Source organism: Chryseobacterium cheonjiense, from assembly GCF_012927265.1.
GTDB classification, from domain to species: domain Bacteria; phylum Bacteroidota; class Bacteroidia; order Flavobacteriales; family Weeksellaceae; genus Chryseobacterium; species Chryseobacterium cheonjiense.
In genome coordinates, this window is the sequence record NZ_JABBGF010000001.1 from 990043 (window position 1) to 1009264 (window position 19222).

17 protein-coding genes are annotated in these 19222 nt (G+C 37.6%); 8 read left to right on the plus strand and 9 right to left on the minus strand.

Annotated elements, in window-relative coordinates; all coding sequences use genetic code 11:
* Positions 1-26: 26 nt before the first annotated feature.
* The 8 genes from HHL20_RS04610 to HHL20_RS04645 form a co-directional block, all read right to left on the minus strand.
* Entirely contained in the window at positions 27-1922 is a 1896-nt protein-coding gene (locus HHL20_RS04610; protein WP_169230002.1) for an AMP-binding protein, read from the minus strand.
* A gap of 88 nt (positions 1923-2010) precedes the next feature.
* Positions 2011-2370, minus strand: a complete 360-nt coding sequence (locus HHL20_RS04615; protein WP_169230003.1) for a response regulator transcription factor — start codon at positions 2368-2370, stop codon at positions 2011-2013.
* Positions 2367-5078 carry an ATP-binding protein gene (locus HHL20_RS04620; protein WP_169231117.1) on the minus strand — a complete coding sequence of 904 codons (2712 nt, stop codon included), beginning with the start codon at positions 5076-5078 and terminating at the stop codon, positions 2367-2369. Before HHL20_RS04620 ends, HHL20_RS04615 begins: the two co-directional genes overlap by 4 nt.
* Positions 5071-5265: a hypothetical protein gene (locus HHL20_RS04625; RefSeq protein WP_169230004.1), complete on the minus strand. Its 195-nt coding sequence runs from the start codon at positions 5263-5265 to the stop codon at positions 5071-5073. Before HHL20_RS04625 ends, HHL20_RS04620 begins: the two co-directional genes overlap by 8 nt.
* An 80-nt stretch (positions 5266-5345) precedes the next feature.
* Positions 5346-5573 (minus strand): DUF6814 family protein, encoded by a 228-nt coding sequence (locus HHL20_RS04630; RefSeq protein WP_169230005.1) that lies wholly within the window; start codon positions 5571-5573, stop codon positions 5346-5348.
* A gap of 44 nt (positions 5574-5617) precedes the next feature.
* The gene (locus HHL20_RS04635) at positions 5618-7198 is read right to left on the minus strand and encodes an MFS transporter (RefSeq protein ID WP_169230006.1); all 1581 of its coding nucleotides are present in this window, start codon (positions 7196-7198) and stop codon (positions 5618-5620) included.
* Between the two features lie 92 nt (positions 7199-7290).
* Positions 7291-8670, minus strand: coding sequence for a porin (locus tag HHL20_RS04640; protein ID WP_169230007.1), 1380 nt, complete (start codon positions 8668-8670; stop codon positions 7291-7293).
* 179 nt (positions 8671-8849) lie between these two features.
* On the minus strand, positions 8850-9266 hold the full coding sequence (locus HHL20_RS04645; protein WP_169230008.1) for an IS1/IS1595 family N-terminal zinc-binding domain-containing protein: 417 nt from the start codon (positions 9264-9266) through the stop codon (positions 8850-8852).
* 160 nt (positions 9267-9426) lie between these two features.
* Here HHL20_RS04645 and HHL20_RS04650 point away from each other — a divergent pair, with 160 nt between their 5' ends.
* The 8 genes from HHL20_RS04650 to argH all read left to right on the plus strand — a co-directional run bounded on the left by HHL20_RS04650 (position 9427) and on the right by argH (position 18420).
* Positions 9427-10023 carry a GNAT family N-acetyltransferase gene (locus tag HHL20_RS04650; RefSeq protein ID WP_169230009.1) on the plus strand — a complete coding sequence of 199 codons (597 nt, stop codon included), beginning with the start codon at positions 9427-9429 and terminating at the stop codon, positions 10021-10023.
* Complete coding sequence (locus HHL20_RS04655) at positions 9995-11185, plus strand: argininosuccinate synthase (protein ID WP_169230010.1); 1191 nt, start codon at positions 9995-9997, stop codon at positions 11183-11185. The genes HHL20_RS04650 and HHL20_RS04655 overlap by 29 nt, the downstream gene beginning before the upstream one ends.
* A 74-nt stretch (positions 11186-11259) precedes the next feature.
* A complete protein-coding gene (gene argC, locus HHL20_RS04660; RefSeq protein WP_169230011.1) occupies positions 11260-12240 on the plus strand; it encodes an N-acetyl-gamma-glutamyl-phosphate reductase in 981 nt (326 codons plus the stop codon).
* A gap of 324 nt (positions 12241-12564) precedes the next feature.
* Positions 12565-13704, plus strand: coding sequence for an aspartate aminotransferase family protein (locus tag HHL20_RS04665; protein ID WP_169230012.1), 1140 nt, complete (start codon positions 12565-12567; stop codon positions 13702-13704).
* A gap of 210 nt (positions 13705-13914) precedes the next feature.
* Positions 13915-14910, plus strand: coding sequence for a Rossmann-fold NAD(P)-binding domain-containing protein (locus HHL20_RS04670; RefSeq protein ID WP_169230013.1), 996 nt, complete (start codon positions 13915-13917; stop codon positions 14908-14910).
* 56 nt (positions 14911-14966) lie between these two features.
* On the plus strand, positions 14967-15761 hold the full coding sequence (gene argB, locus HHL20_RS04675; RefSeq protein WP_169230014.1) for an acetylglutamate kinase: 795 nt from the start codon (positions 14967-14969) through the stop codon (positions 15759-15761).
* Entirely contained in the window at positions 15736-16818 is a 1083-nt protein-coding gene (locus HHL20_RS04680; RefSeq protein WP_169230015.1) for a M20 family metallo-hydrolase, read from the plus strand. Before argB ends, HHL20_RS04680 begins: the two co-directional genes overlap by 26 nt.
* Positions 16819-17115: 297 nt before the next feature.
* A complete protein-coding gene (gene argH / locus HHL20_RS04685; RefSeq protein ID WP_169230016.1) occupies positions 17116-18420 on the plus strand; it encodes an argininosuccinate lyase in 1305 nt (434 codons plus the stop codon).
* 138 nt (positions 18421-18558) lie between these two features.
* Here the strand turns inward: argH and HHL20_RS04690 are convergent, their stop codons facing one another.
* On the minus strand, positions 18559-19020 hold the full coding sequence (locus tag HHL20_RS04690; RefSeq protein WP_029293904.1) for an Lrp/AsnC family transcriptional regulator: 462 nt from the start codon (positions 19018-19020) through the stop codon (positions 18559-18561).
* Between the last annotated feature and the right edge of the window lie 202 nt (positions 19021-19222).

A 19222-nucleotide genomic window follows, 5' to 3' on the forward strand; every position in this document is an offset into this window, starting at 1 on the left:
ATTGAATTCTGTTTATTTAATTATATTTATTTCTTTTCTTTTCTGTATTCCATGATCTTTTGCTGAATTTCATCAATGATTTTTTCGTCATCAATAGTAGATGGAACCTGGAAGTCTTTATTATCCAGAAGTGTTCTGATGAGCTTTCTCAGGATTTTTCCCGAACGGGTTTTTGGCAGACGTTTTACGGTCATTACGTTTTTAAGACAGGCAACGGCACCGATTTTTTCGCGGACATTCTTTACTATTTCTTTCTCAATATTTTCTTCGGAGATTGTAGAGCCGTTCTTTAAAACGATGGCAGCAAAAGGAACCTGTCCTTTAAGTTCATCATCAATTCCCACCACGGCACACTCTGCAACATCGGGATGTGAGGAGACAATTTCTTCCATCTCTGAGGTTGAAAGCCGGTGTCCGGCAACGTTAATTATATCATCTACTCTTCCTGTAATAAAGATATAGCCGTCTTCATCTTTAATGGCACCGTCTCCGGAAAAATAATAGCCGTTATATTGTGACAGATAGCTGCTTTGGAAACGCTCATTGTCATTCCAGATTCCAAGCAGGGCTCCCGGCGGAAGAGGAAGTTTAATCACGAGGTAGCCTTCGTGATGCGCATCCAGTTCATATCCGTTTTCGTCAAAAATTTTAATATCATAACCCGGAACGGGTTTTCCGGCGGAAGCTCTTTTTATAGTATAATTTTCATCGGAAGTCATTAATCCCAGCATCGGCCAGCCGGATTCCGTCTGCCACCAATGGTCAATAGCGGGAACTCCGATATGTTTTGCAAACCAGTCTAATGTTGCTACATCGCATCTTTCTCCGGCCAGAAACTGCTTTTTGAAATGGCTCAGATCATATTCCTTTACCAGTTCTCCGTTGGGATCTTCTTTTTTAATCGCTCTTATCGCTGTTGGTGCCGTGAACATTACCGAAACTTTATATTCTGAAATAACTCTCCAGAAAGTTCCGGCATCGGGTGTCATAATCGGTTTGCCTTCAAAAATAATAGTTGTATTCCTGTTGATGAGAGGTCCGTACACCGAAAAGCTATGTCCTACGGCCCATCCGAAATCAGAAGCTGCCCAATAGGTTTCACCCGGTTCTACACCATAAATATAATTCATGGAAAATTTCAGTGCGGTTGCATAGCCGCCTGTATCTCTTACGATGCCTTTTGGCTTTCCCGTTGTTCCGGAAGTATACAGCAGATAGAGCGGATGTGTCGATTCAACAGAAATGCAGTCTGCGGATTCCGATTTTTGAACCAATTCTTCATAATCGATCAATCCGTCAAACATTTCATGTTGATTGTCTACCAGTTTCCTGTTGAACACGATAATGTTTTCTACTTTATCCTGTGCTAGTTCAATGGCTTTTTCCACCAAAGGCAGATAGGGGATTCTTTTGGCGATTTCCACTCCTGCTGTTGCGGTGATTAAAGCTTTGGGTTTGCAGTCGTCAATTCTCACTACAAGTTCATGCGGTGCAAATCCTCCGAAAACAACATTATGAATAACGCCGATCCGTGCACAGGCCAGCATGGCAAAAAGCGTTTGCGGAATCATCGACATATAAATGACTGCCGTATCTCCTTTTTGCAGGCCTAAAGAAACCAACCCTCCGGCAAGCTTTGAAATCTCTTTTTTTGCCTGACTGAAGGTATAGGTTTTCTTTTGGCAGGTAACCGGAGAATCATACACAATAGCGATCTGCTCTCCAAATCCTTCTTCAATGTGTTTATCAATACACAGGTAGCACATATTGAGCTTTCCGTCGGGAAACCATTGGTTGTAATGATTCTCATCACTTGATGCAATGATTTCAGGAAATTTAAACCAACCGATTTCCTGAGCCTGTTTTTTCCAGAAATTCTCTTTATTTTCTATGCTTTGTGCAAATAAATCGTCTGTATTCATATGGTATTGTGTTTTAGGTTATGGTGAGACACAGTTAATGAAGAACCTATTTTAACTTTTAAATAACAATTTGAAATTGTTGTGATCTTCAAAACATATCTTCAATCTGCTGCATCAGCTTTTTGATTGAATAAGGCTTGATTACATACGCATCGGCTCCCATTTCCATGCCTTTTTCGATATCTCTCGGGTTATTTTTTGCGCTCAGGAAAATGACTTTTGTGTCTTTTAATCTTTCGTCCTGTTTAATGATTTCCAACGTGCTGTAGCCGTCAAGATTAGGCATCATAATATCCAGCAGGATTACCTCCGGCACCATGGTTTTTAAGAATTCCAGTACTTCGGTTCCGTCTCTTGCGATATACACGTCGTAGCCGTTTTTCCTGAAACTGTATTCTAAGGACATCAAGATTTTGTGCTCATCATCCGCAATAATTATTTTCTTCATAGGTTGTGTTCATTTTGTTCAACTTCATTTTTATTATCTTTTATAATTTTAGGTAAAGAGATTGTAAAGGTTACACCCAATCCGCTGTTTTCCGCTGTTATGGTTCCCCCCTGAGCCTGAACGATCTTCTTGCAAATTGCAAGGCCCAGTCCGCTTCCTGTGGGTTTTAAAATATTTTGGTTCTTGGACTGATAGAATTTGTCAAATATCATTTCAAGATCTTCCTCGGGAATGTGTTTTCCGGTGTTGAAAATTTTAATAATTAACTCATCTTCTTTTTCGGATAATTTGGTTTGTATGGTTCCCTGTTCGTCTGTAAATTTTAAAGCATTTCCCAGAATATTCTGAAAGAGCTGTATCATCCTTGCTTCATCGTATTCAAATATAAACTGATTTAAAAGATTGACTTCACTGAGATGGATCTTTTTATTCTGAATAAGATGCAGAAGCGGGTTCAGTGCTTTTTTATAGGTTTCCATGATATTATTTTCCCTAATGTGCAGAGAGATCGCTCCATGTTCCAGTTTGTCGAGATAGAGAATATCATTAATGATTTCGCTCAGCCGGTCAGACTCTGTAATGATATTGTTTAAAAATTCTTTTTTAATTTCGGATGGAATATCCTCATCATCGGCTAAAATTTCCCCTGCCGACCGGATGGCTGTGATTGGCGTCCTCAGTTCATGGGCAACGGAATCCAGGAAATCGTCTTTCTGGCGGTCTTTTATAATAAGGCTTTCGTTGGCGTTTCTCAGGTCATCAGATAATTTCTGCAATTCTTCAGACTGTTCGGTCAGCTTTTTATTCATAGAGATATTTTCTTTAGATTCCTCTAAAATATTTAATACTTCTTTTAAAGAAATCTTGTCTTCTTTTGTAACACCTTCAATCAAAATTTTTGCAGAAGCAGTTCCTATTCTTCCGGCTAATAAATTTTCTGAGAATTTGATGAACCGGGAATCTGCTGTTTCCGTTTGGGAGTCAATACTGTATTTTAAATTGAAAATTCTCAGTGCTTGCTCTGTTTTATTTTTGCCTAAAAATCGTTCCAAAATATTTTTAATATCCGAAATATAAGCTTTGCCGCGCCAGATGAATGCATTTTCGTGATTCAGTATATATTTGTCGATATCTACATACAGTTCTGCAAAGTTTCTCTCGCGGTAATTGCCTTTAATGCTTACCGAAATAATTGCAAAAAGACCTGTATTGACCAACAGAGACCAGAAAAAAATCTGTGGAATCCTGTCTAAATAAGGAATATTGAAAAATGCGAAAATGTTGTACATATCTCTCAAAACACCTTTAAATTCCTGGTTGTAAGAGAAATAATACTGCGGGATAATCAGTCCGAAATAGCAGATTACCAATCCGGCGAGCAATCCTGCAACAGCACCTTTATAACTTCCTCTTCTCCAGAAAATAGCCCCGAAAAATGCCGGTGCCAATTGGGCAATGATTACAAATGAAATCAGACCCACCGAATCGAGTGAAGTTTTTAGAATGAAGTACTTATAAAAGGCAAACGCCATAATAATCAACGCAAAAATGCTGAATTTTCTGATGTTGGTAATATTCCGTGTATTTTGACTTTCGTTCTCTGATTTGAATTTGCCCAATAATCCGTATGGAATGATAAGGTTGTTGGAAAGCATGATGGATAAGGTAATTGCGGAAATGATAATCATTGATATAGAGGAACTTAATCCTCCGAGAAATACCAAGACCGTAATCAGTGTATTGTTAAAATGCTGCGGAATCAGGATGGAGTAGAACTCAGGATTGACATTCTGTCCGTTAAAAATTAATCTTCCGCCCCACGCAATCGGAAAGATAAAAAATGTAAAAATTAAAAGATACAAAGGGAAAAACCAAATGGCTGTTTTAATGTGCTTTTCCTTCCTGTTTTCTACAATCGCCGTGTGAAACTGTCTTGGAAGTATACAGATGGCTGTTCCTGATATCATACAGAGAATCATCCAGTTTAATGCGCCTTCAATTCCGTTAAAGGTATTTTTCTCTTTAAAATCTTTAAACTGACTGGCCTTTTGATAAATATCCGAAAAACCATCAAATACGAAGTAAATAACGAAAAGTCCTAAAATAATAATGAAGAAAAGTTTCAGGAAGCTTTCAAGCGCAATTGCGGAGATTATTCCTAACCGTTTTTCGGATGCATCGACATATCTCGTTCCGTAATAGGATGCAAATACGGCAATAAGAACCACCACGAAAGTAGCATTATCCGTAAGAATATTTTTCGAAATGGCGGTCTCTGTTACCAGGTGAAAGGTCTCGGAAATGGCTTTGATTTGCAGCCCGATATAAGGCACAACTGCCAGAAGACATACGATGGTAATCATTGCACTGAAGCTTCTGCTGTTTCCATACCGCAGGGAAATAAAATCGGCAAGACTGCTTATTTTATTTACTCTTGAAATCCTTACAATGCGTGTATTAATATAGATCCATGCAGGAATGATGATGATGGGACCTATGTAGATCGGAAGGTAGTTGAGCCCGCTGTTTGCCGCAACACCTATACTTCCGTAGTACGTCCACGCTGTACAGTATACAGCCAGGGAAAGTGCATAGATATAGGGATTGTTGATCCAGAGCTTGCTTTTCTTTTTCTCTGCCAGATAGGCAACCAGGAACAAAAGCGCCAGATAAAATAAAACTACAGTAAATAAAGCAAAACTACTCATCATATTTTTTTATGATTACAAAAGAAATAATGATGGAAATCATCCACAATACAAAAATATAAACGAGAATCATCGGATAGCCAAGCACCTCGCGGTCACTGTTGAACAGCAACGAAACAGGAATGCTGAAAGCAATCATAAGCCCGATGCTCAGAATGATTAATTTTTGTTCGTGCCTCTTTTTCATAATTGATGATTGATAAATGATAATTGATCATTTAACAGAAATACATCTGTCACTGATCAATTATCATTTTTAATTTATAATTATTCTTTGTCGTCCGAATACTCTCCTGTTAACGAATAGTATCCGAAAATGGCCATTCCGCCGGAAATAATCGGCATCAGTACAAAGAGAATAATAATCCCGAACACCAGATCTTCCTGTTTTCCCGAAGTGATTTTCGGGATTCCCATTACGGTGATTCCGAAATATCCCACTACGAGAGCGATTGCGATCCAGAGTATGCCTAATATTTTTTTGAGTCCGTTCATTTTAGTTGTTTTAAAATTAATAAAAAAATTGCGCGATTCAGTGTTTAATCATGAATATTATTATTCTTGCTTTTAAGATAAAATAAGCCTATAAGCAAGCAGACTCCTGCTACACCGATAGGATACCAGAGCCCTTCCAGATACCATGTGGTGTGTCCGGCTTCTTTCCCGGTAGTTACCAGATAGGTCGCAACAGCAGGAAGTAGGCCTCCAAAAACGCCGTTTCCGATATGATATGGCAGAGACATTGAGGTGTAACGTATTCTTACCGGGAACATTTCTACCAGGAAAGCTGCAATAGGACCATACACCATCGTCACAAAAATCACCTGAATAAATACCATCAGAACAAGATACCATTTTGTGTTATCTGCTAATTTTATGGTTTGTGTTACTTTCGGCTCTTCAGCTTTTCCGTCTTTCATTACCGGGCCGTTTGCCGACCAGTGAATGAGGCTGTCTTTTTTTACCAGCGTACCATCGGTGAAAAGAGTTTCTTTGTGGAAGGTAACGAGGCTGTCTGTGGCGATTTCATTGTGTATTTTTGCTGTTCTTTTTTCTGAAATTCCGTTTGCGGCAACAGTTTTATTTTCAAGATTTACACTTTTGAACATGCTGTCATAAATAGGCCTGTATGCTAAAATAGCAATCAGCATTCCCGTCATCATCACGGCTTTTCGTCCGATTTTATCCGAAAGCCACCCGAAGAAAACGAAGAATGGTGTTCCCAGAAATAATGCTGTTGCCATCAGTGAGTCAACCTGTGCAGATTCTACATTCATTACTTTTTGAAGGAAGCTCATGGCATAGAATTGTCCTGTGTACCAGATGACTCCTTGTCCCATCGCCGCTCCGAATAATGCCAATAAGACAAATTTGAAGTTGAATTTATTCCCGAAGCTTTCTTTTAAAGGATTTTTTGAAGTTTTACCTTCACTTTTGGCTTTTGCAAACAGTGGAGATTCTTTCATGTTTCTTCGGATGATATATGAAACTCCTACCATTAGAATGGAGATCCAGAACGGTACCCTCCAGCCCCAGCCATCAAACTCTTCAGCTGAGAGTGTGGTTTTTGTTACCAAAATAACGATTAACGAAATAAAAAGCCCCGCTGTTGCCGTTGTCTGGATCCAGGAAGTCCAATAGCCTCTTCTTCCGGGCTGTGCATACTCTGCAACATAAGTTGCCGCACCTCCGTATTCTCCTCCAAGGGCTAACCCTTGCAGTAATCTTAAAATTAAAACTAAAACCGGCGCCAGAAAACCGATGGTTTCATAACTGGGAATACATCCGATGAGGAATGTCGAAAACCCCATGATGAGTAACGTTACCAGGAATGTATATTTTCTTCCGATAATGTCGCCCAGTCTGCCGAAAAATAAGGCTCCGAAAGGTCTTACGACAAATCCTGCCGCGAAAGTAGCTAAGGTAGATAAAAATGCTGCGGTCGGGTTATCCGACGGAAAAAATTTCGTGGCTAAAACAACAGCCAGACTCCCGAAGATGTAGAAGTCGTACCATTCTATTAATGTTCCGAGTGACGATGCCGTAATCACGCCCCAAATCGTGCGATTTTTTTGTCTTTCGGTCATATTCTCGTAGCTTACTTGATTGTTATCGCTCATATGATTAATTTTTATGTTAATTTGAATTGATATTTAGTTTTCTTAATTGATTTTATCCGCTTAAATAATCTTAATGGTTAAAATTCAAAGTTTTACAGGTAAATCTGAAATTGTATTATAAATTCTCCTTTGGAAGAAGGGCTTTCTGCAGGGCTTGTATAAACAGGCCTGCTGGAGTATTGGGTGGTAATCTTTGCGTGATGACCGTCGATGAACCAGTTAGCGCCGACATCGAATTGGGATGAAGATTTGTCGAAAGCCTCAAAACTTTTGTGAGTATACGCTGCGAAAGGCTGTATCCTGATTTTCGGTTTCTCAGCCTTACTTGGCAACAGCAATCCGGCTTGTGCGTAGATAATATTACCGGTTCCGATGGTGGGCTGCAGGTTTCCCGGACCGGCAATAGCTTTATTTCCTACGAAATTCGGATCAGAAGAGGCAATATTCATAATCCCGATGTTTCTTATGTAGTTCGGGCCAAACTGATAATTGTAGTACCCTGCATAAGCTGAAACAGCCATCTTGTTTTTTGCATTTCCCAGAGGAATGTCTGCAAAAGCATCAACAGCAAGAAGTGTTATGTCGTGCTTTTCAATATTTGAATTTACAGAAGTCCGGGTTCCGTCTTTCTGATGATAAAAGCCGGCGCCAAGATTAAAGACCTTCTTTGTTCCTAAATAAGATCCTACCTTGAAAGGCAATAGATTGGATTCTTCATCCAGAAACTGATATTCTACATATCCGGCTTTTGAAAAATTGGGATTTCCGTTGTTATCTACTGCAACGGCTTTTGCCGGATCTGCAACATTTGCCGGCACCAAATCTGTCGCAAAGGGTTTGTTCAGGCTGAAACGGTATTCCAGTTTTCCGTATTTTCCTTTGGCAAACATACCAAGTTGTCTGGCGAACTGATCCGAATTGTCAATCAGCGGCCATGTGAAAATAGGAGAGTCTACTGTAAGAAAATTTAAGGTCGAGCCCATGGTCATCCGGGAAAGTCCCATGTAATAGTGGAGACCGGCACCTAAAGACAAACTGAATTTTCCTGCTTCTCCGGGTAAAATAACGGCATATTCATTCCAGGCATCATGGAAAAACAGCTGCGGCTTTTTACCGTTTCCGTATCCTCCTGTTCCAGAAGTTCCGGATCCGCCTCCATTAATAAAGGTTTGATTATTAATTCCGAAATGAGCCAGAATCATATATCTTTTGGAAATTTGGGCGTATGCTAAAGTACGTAATCTTCTGTTTCCCAGACTCCATGAATTGTCAGTAGCTTCACCGCCAACCATGCTTCCGGGATTCATTTGGGTATTTCTTACCCAGAACTGGTCCCATAAAATAAATCTGATGTATTTATCACCCTGCTGATTGAGGTTTATCTTTAATCCGCTTCCATAATCAGGTGAACCCTGGGAATATAAAGTATTGCTGATTAATACAAATCCAATGATAATAAGTATTCTCTTCATAAATTATTAATTTTTGGCGTTGTTTTTTGTGAAAGCCAAATTGTAATTAATAATTTATTTATAAAAATTTAATATATATTAAAGGTAATCATATATATAAAACTTTGGTTTGAACCGAAATAAAGAAAAATTTAATCTAATATATATTCTAAATAACTCATTAACAGTTTGATAATATATTATTTTTTAAACCGTTCCCATTTGATGAGCATATATTTATCTGCAAATTGGGTAATGATGAGACCTGAGTTTTTAATATTTTCCTCCTTAGACATATACTCGAGCAATTCGTTCTGTTTAAGGATTTTATATACCGGATGGAATTCTGAATGTGGTGGCCTTGTAATATTGTATTTCCTGATCCATGAACTGATAGTGACATGAGACACGCCGATAATTCGCTCTATTTCACGGTAGCTTAACCCTTCAAGATAAAGCTGTAATGCTTTGGTTACATAGTAATCATCAATTTGTTTTCCCAGCTTTTTTACAGTAAAATAATACTGGCAATCTTTGCATAGAAAGCGTTGCTTATTATTAACAATACCGCTTTTTACCACTTTGCTGCCTTTGCATTTTGGACAGTTATTTTCCATAACTATATATTTTTAGCAAATATATAATAATTTAGCAAATTATTAATTTAGTATAAAGATAAAATTACCTGTATATTAATTTTAATCAATAAAAATATCTATTTAATTTGTTTATTACCGAAATTATATTTTAAATTTGCCAAAAATTTTAGATAAATAAATGAAAATAGAAATTTCCTCATCCGTACATATAATGTATGTGAGTGAAATACAGCAGGAGATGTATGATTCTGCACAGCGCAGAGGAACCGGTATTGCCAAACGTTCCATAGAATATCTCAGTAAAAAAATTACTGAAGGTAACGCTGTAATCGCTACTGATAAAGGAAAATGGGTAGGATTCTGCTATATAGAAACCTGGTCTCACGGACAGTTCGTTGCCAATTCGGGACTCATTGTTTCACCTGATTTCAGACATCTGGGCGTAGCTACTTTAATAAAAGAAAAAGTATTTGCATTATCCCGAAATAAATATCCGACTGCTAAAATTTTCGGATTAACGACGGGTTTGGCCGTCATGAAAATTAACAGTGACCTGGGATATAAACCGGTTATTTATTCTGAACTCACTCAGGATGAAGAGTTTTGGAATGGCTGCAGAAGTTGTGTGAATTACGATATCTTAATGAAAAAAGAACGGAAAAACTGTCTTTGCACAGCCATGCTTTTCGTTCCTGAAAATATAAAAAACAGTGCTGAAAATGTTCAGCCTGAAAACCGATACAATAATGAGCAAGAAAGTAGTTTTAGCGTTTAGCGGAGGTCTGGATACCTCTTATTGTGCCAAATATCTGAGTGAAACTCTTGGGTATGACGTCTATGCAGTCACTGTAAACACCGGAGGTTTTTCCAGTGCGGAAGAGAATGAATTGGAGAAAAGGGCATTAGACCTCGGAGTGAAACAGTACAGGTGTATAAATGCGCAGGAAGATTACTACAATTCATGTGTGAAGTATCTTATTTTTGGAAATGTCCTGAAGAACAATACTTATCCGTTGTCTGTAAGTGCAGAACGTACGGTTCAGGCACGGGAAATCGCAAAATTTGCAATAGAAGTCGGGGCAGATGCCATTGCTCATGGAAGCACAGGAGCAGGGAACGATCAGGTTCGTTTTGATCTGATTTTCCAGGTGATGTGTCCTGATGTTGAAATCATCACGCCAATCCGGGATATGGCCTTGTCACGTGAAGAAGAAATTGAATTCCTGAAAAGCCACGGCTTCGAAATGGAATTTCAGAAAGCGCAGTATTCTGTTAATAAAGGACTTTGGGGAACTTCCGTGGGCGGAAAAGAAACCCTTACTTCAAGAAATTATTTGCCCGAAGAAGCTTTTCCTTCACAAGTGAAAGAAAATCAGCCTTCTGAACTTGAAATTGAGTTTAAAAACGGTGAAGTAACCGCAGTGAACGGAGAAAATTTTGAACATCCGGTTTATGCCATTCAAAAGATTGAAGAATTAGCTTCGGCGTACGGAATCGGAAGAGATATTCATGTTGGAGATACCATTGTAGGAATTAAAGGAAGGGTAGGATTTGAAGCGGCGGCAGCATCTGTTATTATCAAAGCACATCATTTACTGGAAAAACATACGCTCTCGAAATACCAGCAGATGATGAAATCCCAATTATCCGACTGGTATGGGAACTGGCTTCACGAAGCACTTTTCTTAGATCCGGTGATGAGAAATATCGAATCATTCCTCGTGGATTCCCAACAAACGGTTAGTGGGAAAGTTTTTATAACCCTTCATCCTTACAGGTTTATCCTGAACGGAATTGAATCTCAGCACGATCTCATGTCTGATAAATTCGGAAGCTATGGCGAAGCCAACAGAGCATGGACCGGCGATGACGTGAAAGGATATACGAAAATTGTAAGCAATTCTCTGAATATATATCATCAGATTAATCAAATATAAATTAATCCTGGAAATCTTGAAAGGACGACCTAAATCAGGATAGGATGTAATCCTATTAATATTAAAATAAAAAAATGATTAATCAAAAAGAAATAAAAACAGCAGGAATCATCGGAGCTAACGGTTATACGGGAAGCGAACTGGTTCGGCTGCTGGCTTTTCATCCCAATGTATCATTAAGTTTTTTATATAGCCGTTCAAATTCGGGAACAAAAATTTCAGATCTGTACCCGGATTTAGCGGCAGTTTGTGAGATGGTTCTTACAGATCAGCCCGAAGACGTAGACATTTTGTTTTTATGTCTTCCTCATAAAGAAAGTGAAAATTGGCTGAATCAAAATCATGTAAAAGATGAGACATTGGTAATCGACTTAGGAAATGATTTTCGTTTGAATGGCAGTTTCGGAAACAGGAATTTTATCTATGGCTTGCCTGAAATCAATAAAAAAAAACTTTCAGAAGCAAAAAGTATTGCCAATCCGGGGTGTTTTGCCACAGCGATTCAACTGGCTTTACTTCCGTTAGCTAAGAAAGGTTTGTTACATGAATTATATACTACGGGAATTACGGGTTCAACAGGTGCAGGCCAGTCTTTGCAGGCAACAACCCATTTTACATGGAGGAACGATAATGTTTCGGCCTACAAAACCTTGACACACCAACATGCAGATGAGATTTTACAGCAGTTAGTTTCTTTTAATACCAATGAAATCAGTCTGAATTTTGTTCCATGGAGAGGAGATTTTGCAAGAGGAATTTTTACGAGTTCCACGGTGAAAACAGATGTAGAACTTTCAGATATCAATCAATTGTATCACGATTTTTATGCAGATGAGCCTTTTGTAAGGGTAAGCGAAAATGCAATTGATTTAAAACAAGTTGTCAATACCAATCGCTGTGTGATTCAGATTGAAAAATGTGGGAATGTTGCGGTCATTCACTCAGCAATTGACAATTTGTTGAAAGGAGCTTCCGGACAGGCCGTGCAAAATATGAATATTGCCATGGGTTGGGAAGAAAATTTAGGATTAAACTTAAAACCTATTGCATTTTAAAAGAATTATAAATGCAAATTGTCAAATAGTCAATTGTGAATTTTAAAGGCTCGAATCAAAACCGACTTAGGAAAATGGAGCGTTAAGAAAAATAGTTTTGTGAACGTTAAGAAAATTCTACTGTTCGAAGCGCGATACAAATGTCGAACCGAAGAACAAACATTGATTTCGCGCAGGTTTTAGAATTTTTAGAGAATAAAAATATTTTTTAGCGGAAGTTTCCAAGTCTTGAACTTTTGTTTCTTTTGTTTCAAGACAAAAGAAAAGTAATAAAGATAAGTTGTCAGAAAAACCGACAACTATCAACCAAAACAATCAACTAAGATGAATTTATTCAACGTATATCCGTTATTCAACATTAATCCGGTAAAAGCTCAGGGATCATTTCTTTGGGACGATAAAGGAGAAAAATATCTTGATTTTTATGGAGGTCATGCCGTGATTTCTATCGGGCACAATCATCCATATTATCAAAGCAGGTTAAAAGAGCAATTAGACAAAATATCTTTCTATTCAAACTCGGTTCAGAATACATTGCAGATCGAACTGGCAGAAAAATTAGGAAAGCTTTCAGGACTGGAGGATTATAATCTGTTTCTGTGTAATTCAGGTGCTGAAGCGAATGAAAATGCTTTAAAACTGGCTTCTTTCTATAATGGAAGAAGTAAAGTGCTGTACTTTTCGGGTTCTTTTCACGGGAGAACTTCGGCCGCGGTTTCGGTGACGGATAATCCGAAAATTGTAGCTCCGGTAAATTATGATGAAAGATTTATTAAGTCTGAATGGAATAATATTCAGCAGCTTGAAGAAGTTTTCGAAAAACAAGGGAATGAAATTTCATCGGTCATTATTGAAGGAATCCAGGGAGTTGGAGGAATTATGATTCCAACGCTTGAATTTTTAACTAAAATCAAAGAATTGTGCGAAAAACATGATGTTGTTTTGATTTTGGATGAGGTTCAGTCAGGATACGGAAGAAGCGGGTTCTTTTTTGCGCATCAGGAATTCGGAATTGAAGCAGATATCATCACAACGGCAAAAGGAATGGGAAATGGCTTTCCAATCGGCGGTGTTTTGATTCATCCGAAATTTAAGGCGAGTAACGGTTTATTGGGGACGACTTTCGGGGGCAATCATTTGGCTTGTGTGGCTGCAATTGCGGTTTTGGATGTTATGAAAGATGAAAATCTCATCAGAAATGCTCGGGAAATGGGTGAGTATATTGAAAATGAAATTAAAAATTTCCCACATATTAAAAGCATCCGGAGGAAAGGTCTGATGATTGGAATCGAACTGGACAGGGACTGCTCGGAAGTGAGGAACAGGCTCCTGTATGATCATCATATTTTCACAGGAAATTCTAATGATAAAACAGTATTAAGGATTCTTCCAGCGCTTAACATTAAAAAAGAAGAAACTGATATATTCATCAATGCTTTAAAAACTGTTTTAGAAAATCTTTAAAATTAATTAACCACAAATCGAAGATTCGACGAAGTCAAAAGTCACAAAAGCTTACGATTTTAAGAATCTATAGAGCTTTTAAATAGCATTAGAGCTTACGAAAATCTTTGATTTTCAACTTATGTGTTCTAAATATTTTCAAGTTTTAAACTTAAATCTAATGTGACTTATGTGTAAGAAACTTTTGTGGTAAAACAAATCAAATTCAAAATGAAAAAATTCACCTCTGTAAGCGACGTTAAAGACTTACAGGAAATTATAAATAAAGCTTTACAAATTAAAGAAAATCCACTTTCGGAAACCGAAAAAGGAAAAGGGAAAACCATCGGGCTTGTTTTTTTAAATTCAAGTTTGAGAACCCGTTTAAGCAGCCAGATTGCAGCCCAGAATTTAGGGTTAAATGTTTTAACATTAAATGCCGCTCAGGAAGCCTGGAATCTTGAATTCGCAGACGGCGCCGTAATGAACGGCGATACGGTAGAACATATCAAAGACGCCATTGAAGTGTTGAATCAGTATTGCGACATTATTGCCGTTCGTTGTTTTGCCGGAATGAAAAACAAAGAAGATGACGTGAATGAAAGCATTTTAAGTCAGTTTGAGCAACATGCAAAAGTTCCGGTTGTTTCCTTGGAGTCAGCGACACGCCATCCTCTACAGAGTCTGGCAGATTGCATTACGATTACCGAAAACTGGCATTTCGATAGTTCGTCAAGCTCACCACAGGCTATGCTCAGTGTAAACCGCAAACCAAAAGTGGTTTTAACCTGGGCGCCTCACATCAAGCCCATTGCACATGCCGTAGGAAATTCTTTCGCAGAATGGATGCAGGAAATGGATGTTGATTTTGTGATTGCCAATCCGGAAGGATATGATTTGGATAAAAACTTTACAAAAAATGTTAAAGTGATTCACAATCAGGATGAAGCATTAAAAGACGCCGATTTTATCTATGTTAAAAACTGGTCGTCTTTTGAAGACTATGCAGCAATGCCTGAAGTCAAAGAAAGCTGGATGCTAACGAATGAAAAATTGAAGAATACGAATCATGCTAAAGTAATGCACTGTCTTCCGGTACGGCGAAATGTAGAATTAAGCGATGAGGTGATGGATGGCGAAAACTCCATCATTTACCAGCAGGCCAAAAACCGGATTTTTTCTGCACAGGCAGTTTTCTCTGAAATTTTAGATGGATTTAATTCTTAATAAGTAAACCTCATAGGTTTTTAAAACCTATGAGGTTTAACAAAACAATGTATAAAATGAAAGAAAAATTATACATCATAAAAATCGGAGGAGCATTAATTGATAACGAAGAATTGGTGGATCAGTTCCTTGAGCAGTTTTCAGGAATTCAGGAAAAGAAAATTCTGGTTCATGGAGGTGGAAAACTGGCAACGACTTTAGCCGATAAGCTGGGCGTTGAGCAGAAGATGGTCAATGGCCGGAGAATCACAGATAAAGATACCTTGGATATTGTAGCGATGGTCTACGCAGGCGGAATCAATAAAAATATCGTCGCAAAACTCCAGCAAAAGAAATGTAAAGCCATCGGATTTTCGGGTGCTGATGCAAATTTAATTAAGGCTAAAAAAAGAAAACATGCCGAAATAGATTTCGGATTTGTGGGAGATATTACAGAAAAGAGTGTTAATAAAAAGCTGATTTCCAAAATGCTCAAATGGGAGCTGGTGCCGGTGTTCTCAGCAATTACCCACGATAAAAAAGGACATCTTTTCAACACCAATGCAGATACCATCGCTTCGGTTATTGCGCAGGCTTTATCAATAAAATATGATGTAGAATTATTGTACTGCTTTGATAAAGAAGGTGTTTTGGAAGATGTAAATAATTCTCAATCTGTTATTAAAAATATTTCAGAGAAAGAATTTTTAGCTTTAAAAGTTGAAGGCAAATTACACAAAGGGATTCTTCCCAAACTCGAAAATGCACTTGGAGCAGTGAAAAATAAAGTCAATAAAGTCTTCTTAATCAAAGAAACCGAACTAATAAACCATATAGAAAACCATCATGCAGGAACTGAAATCTCTTTATAATAAGGAAGAATTACTGAATAACGCAGTAGAATTGCTGAAAAAACTGATTGAGATTCCTTCATTCAGCAAAGATGAATTTAATACGTCCGTGGAAATTGAAAATTTTTTTAAAAGATACCAAGTTCCGACAAAACGTTTTAAAAATAACATCTGGGCAGTGAATAAGAATTTTGATGTTTTCAAGCCGTCTATTTTGCTGAATACCCATCATGACACCGTAAAACCGAATAAGGCTTATACTTTAGATCCGTTTTTGCCCATTGAAAAAGACGGAAAATTATACGGGTTGGGGAGCAACGACGCTGGAGCTTCACTGGTTTCGATGGTACAGGTTTTTTTGCATTTTTTTGATCAGGAAAATTTAAAATATAATCTTGTTATTGCTTTGACGGCAGAGGAGGAGATTTCCGGGTATGACGGGATTGAAGCCTTATTTCCGCAGCTTCCGAATGTGGAGCTTGCTATTGTAGGAGAACCCACGCAGATGAATCTGGCAATCGCGGAAAAAGGGCTGTTGGTCATTGACGGAGAAATGAAAGGAACTCCTTCTCACGCCGCTCATCCGAATGATGATAACTCGATTGTAAAATGTATGGAAGACCTCCGGAACATTTTGAATTTTAAATTCCCAAAAGTTTCAGATTATTTGGGTGAAATTAAAGTGACATTGTCGGGAATTCACGCTGGCGTTCAGCATAACGTGGTTCCGGAATCATGTGCTTTTACTTTAGATGTAAGAGTTACCGATGAATATTCGAATAAAGAAGTATTTGAAATCATTCAGTCGCAGATGAAATCAACCTTAACGGCAAGATCTTTCAGGTTGAATTCTTCAAAAATTGAGATGGATCATCCTTTTGTACAGGCAGGTCTTGAGATTGGAAGGACAACCTACGGTTCACCGACTTCATCAGATCAGGCAATTATTCCCTGCACTTCTGTAAAGCTGGGACCCGGAGACAGCAGGCGCTCTCACACCGCAGATGAATTTATTTTTATCGGAGAAATTGAAGAAGGTATTGATGTTTATATCAAAATTTTGGAAAAAATTTTATAAGCTGGAAGCTCAAAGGAGTGGTTATGGAAGTTTATGAAGCGTAAAAATATCGACCTAGGAAACGGAGGCGTTAAGAAAATTAATTCTGTGAAACGTTAAGAAAATTCTACTGTTCGAAGCGCGAGACAAATCATGGAACGAAGAACAAATTTTGAATTCGCGCAAGTTTTAGAATTTTTTAGAGAACAGAAATAATTTTTAGCCGGAGTTTGACTCCGTCGAATCAGAGATTTCCAGTCTTGAACTTTTGTTTCTTTTGCTTCAAGGCAAGAGAAATTAAAAATAAAAAAAGTTTTTATGAAAAAAATATGGCAAAAAGACGATAATGCCACTAATATATTAGTTAACAAATTTACAGTCGGGAAAGACCTTGACTTTGATGAGCGTTTGGCGAAATACGATGTCAGAGGTTCCATCGCACACTGCAAAATGTTGGCAGAGGTTGGAATTATTTCCGATGAAGAATCTGAGAAAATGTTATCTGTTTTAGCAGAAATTCTGGAAGATATCGAAAACGGAACCTTCGAAATTGATAAAACCGCAGAAGATATCCATTCCCAAATCGAATCAATTTTAATTGAAAAGTTAGGCGATACCGGAAAGAAAATCCATACAGCACGGTCAAGAAACGACCAGGTTTTACTGGATATTAAATTGTATTTATTAGATGAAATCCGTGAAATTACAGCATTAACGGACGAATTCTTTCAGATATTAATTAAATTAGCGGAACAGCATAAAAATGTTTTGCTTCCGGGATATACCCATTTGCAGATTGCGATGCCATCATCATTCGGTTTGTGGTTCGGAGCTTATGCGGAAGCCTTGCTGGATGATATTGAAATGATGTTTTCAGTTAAAAATATCATCAATAAAAATCCGTTAGGTTCTGCGGCAGGATACGGTTCTTCTTTCCCGATCGATCGTGAGAGTACAACCTATAATTTAGGCTTTCATTCCATGAATTATAATTCTGTGTATTCACAAATGACGCGTGGAAAATCAGAAAAAATGCTGTCGATGGCAATGGCGACTTTGGCGGGAACGCTTGGCAAATTTTCTTATGATGTTTGTCTGTATTTGAGCCAGAACTTTGATTTTATAAGCTTTCCCAAAGAATTTACCACAGGAAGCAGCATCATGCCGCACAAAAAAAATCCGGACATTTTTGAGCTGGTTCGTGCGCGTTGCAATAGAATTCAGTCATTGCCGAATGAATTTATTTTACTAACGAATAATCTTCCTTCGGGCTATCACAGAGATATGCAGCTGACGAAAGAAATTCTTTTCCCGGCCATTGATTCATTAAAGGAATGCCTTGAAATTTTAAGTTACACCTTACCGAATATTCAGGTGAAAGACGGGATTTTGGAGGATGAAAAGTATAAATATCTTTTCAGCGTGGAAAAAATTAATGAAGAAGTAAAAAGCGGAAGTTCATTTCGGGATGCCTATATAAAAGTAGGGCAGGAAATTGAAAATAATGAGTTCGATTTTGAAATTGGAAATTTAAATCATACGCATCAGGGAAGCATTGGAAACCTTTGTCTCGATAAAATAGAATATCAGTTTAATAAGCTGAAGAATAAATTATTAGGTTAAATTATTTTAAATGAAACTTAGATTTCTCAGCATTACATCTCTATACTGTTGATTTAGCGATTCATTTTTTAGAGATGTCATGCTGAGCGAAGCCGAAGCATCTTTGAGTATGAGTTAAAATATATTGTTAAAATAAAATTAATCCAGATCAATCTTAAACTTCGTAGACTTCTTCACCTCGTGAAGCACGATGGAACTGTGATATTGCCCGATATTGGGAATGTTGGAAATAACATTTACCGTAAAATCATTATAAGAATTAATGTCCTTAGCAATAATTTTCAGCATATAATCGTATTCGCCGGAAAGACTTGTAATTTCCTGAACTTCATCATGCTGCATGATATTTTTCTCAAAAGTTTCCAATACTTTTTTGGATTGTTCCTTAAGACGAACATTACAATACACCACAATGTTCAGTCCTAATTTTTCACGGTTCAGGAGCCCTACATATTTCTCAATGATACCGTTTTTCTCCAGCTGCTTGATGCGTTCATAGGTTGGTGTAAAAGTAAGACCGATTTTTTCCGAAATTTCTTTTACGGAATATGTCGAGTCTTCCTGGATAATGCTGAGAATCATTTTGTCTTTTAAGTCCATATCTTATAAACGTTGTATGGTAACAAAAATAGTATTTATAAATTAAAAATATTTTAGAAATCGTGGTATTTTAAGATTTTAAAATTTTCTTTTGCCGGTTTGTAAAATTGTTGTATCTTTGCACCTAATGAATAACACAGTATTTATATCATTAGAATTACCGGGCGACAGCGCCCTTTACAATATTTATTTATTTTAAGCG

Bases quoted from the DNA above. Each gene is read 5' to 3' on its own strand.
- HHL20_RS04690 (WP_029293904.1), bottom strand. From the start codon at position 19,020: ATGGACTTAAAAGACAAAATGATTCTCAGCATTATCCAGGAAGACTCG.
- argB (WP_169230014.1), top strand. From the start codon at position 14,967: ATGAAAGAAAAATTATACATCATAAAAATCGGAGGAGCATTAATTGAT.
- HHL20_RS04620 (WP_169231117.1), bottom strand. From the start codon at position 5,078: ATGAGTAGTTTTGCTTTATTTACTGTAGTTTTATTTTATCTGGCGCTT.
- HHL20_RS04650 (WP_169230009.1), top strand. From the start codon at position 9,427: ATGAAAATAGAAATTTCCTCATCCGTACATATAATGTATGTGAGTGAA.
- argH (WP_169230016.1), top strand. From the start codon at position 17,116: ATGAAAAAAATATGGCAAAAAGACGATAATGCCACTAATATATTAGTT.
- HHL20_RS04630 (WP_169230005.1), bottom strand. From the start codon at position 5,573: ATGAACGGACTCAAAAAAATATTAGGCATACTCTGGATCGCAATCGCT.
- HHL20_RS04680 (WP_169230015.1), top strand. From the start codon at position 15,736: ATGCAGGAACTGAAATCTCTTTATAATAAGGAAGAATTACTGAATAAC.
- HHL20_RS04625 (WP_169230004.1), bottom strand. From the start codon at position 5,265: ATGAAAAAGAGGCACGAACAAAAATTAATCATTCTGAGCATCGGGCTT.
- argC (WP_169230011.1), top strand. From the start codon at position 11,260: ATGATTAATCAAAAAGAAATAAAAACAGCAGGAATCATCGGAGCTAAC.
- HHL20_RS04635 (WP_169230006.1), bottom strand. From the start codon at position 7,198: ATGAGCGATAACAATCAAGTAAGCTACGAGAATATGACCGAAAGACAA.
- HHL20_RS04615 (WP_169230003.1), bottom strand. From the start codon at position 2,370: ATGAAGAAAATAATTATTGCGGATGATGAGCACAAAATCTTGATGTCC.
- HHL20_RS04645 (WP_169230008.1), bottom strand. From the start codon at position 9,266: ATGGAAAATAACTGTCCAAAATGCAAAGGCAGCAAAGTGGTAAAAAGC.
- HHL20_RS04670 (WP_169230013.1), top strand. From the start codon at position 13,915: ATGAAAAAATTCACCTCTGTAAGCGACGTTAAAGACTTACAGGAAATT.
- HHL20_RS04655 (WP_169230010.1), top strand. From the start codon at position 9,995: ATGAGCAAGAAAGTAGTTTTAGCGTTTAGCGGAGGTCTGGATACCTCT.
- HHL20_RS04665 (WP_169230012.1), top strand. From the start codon at position 12,565: ATGAATTTATTCAACGTATATCCGTTATTCAACATTAATCCGGTAAAA.
- HHL20_RS04610 (WP_169230002.1), bottom strand. From the start codon at position 1,922: ATGAATACAGACGATTTATTTGCACAAAGCATAGAAAATAAAGAGAAT.
- HHL20_RS04640 (WP_169230007.1), bottom strand. From the start codon at position 8,670: ATGAAGAGAATACTTATTATCATTGGATTTGTATTAATCAGCAATACT.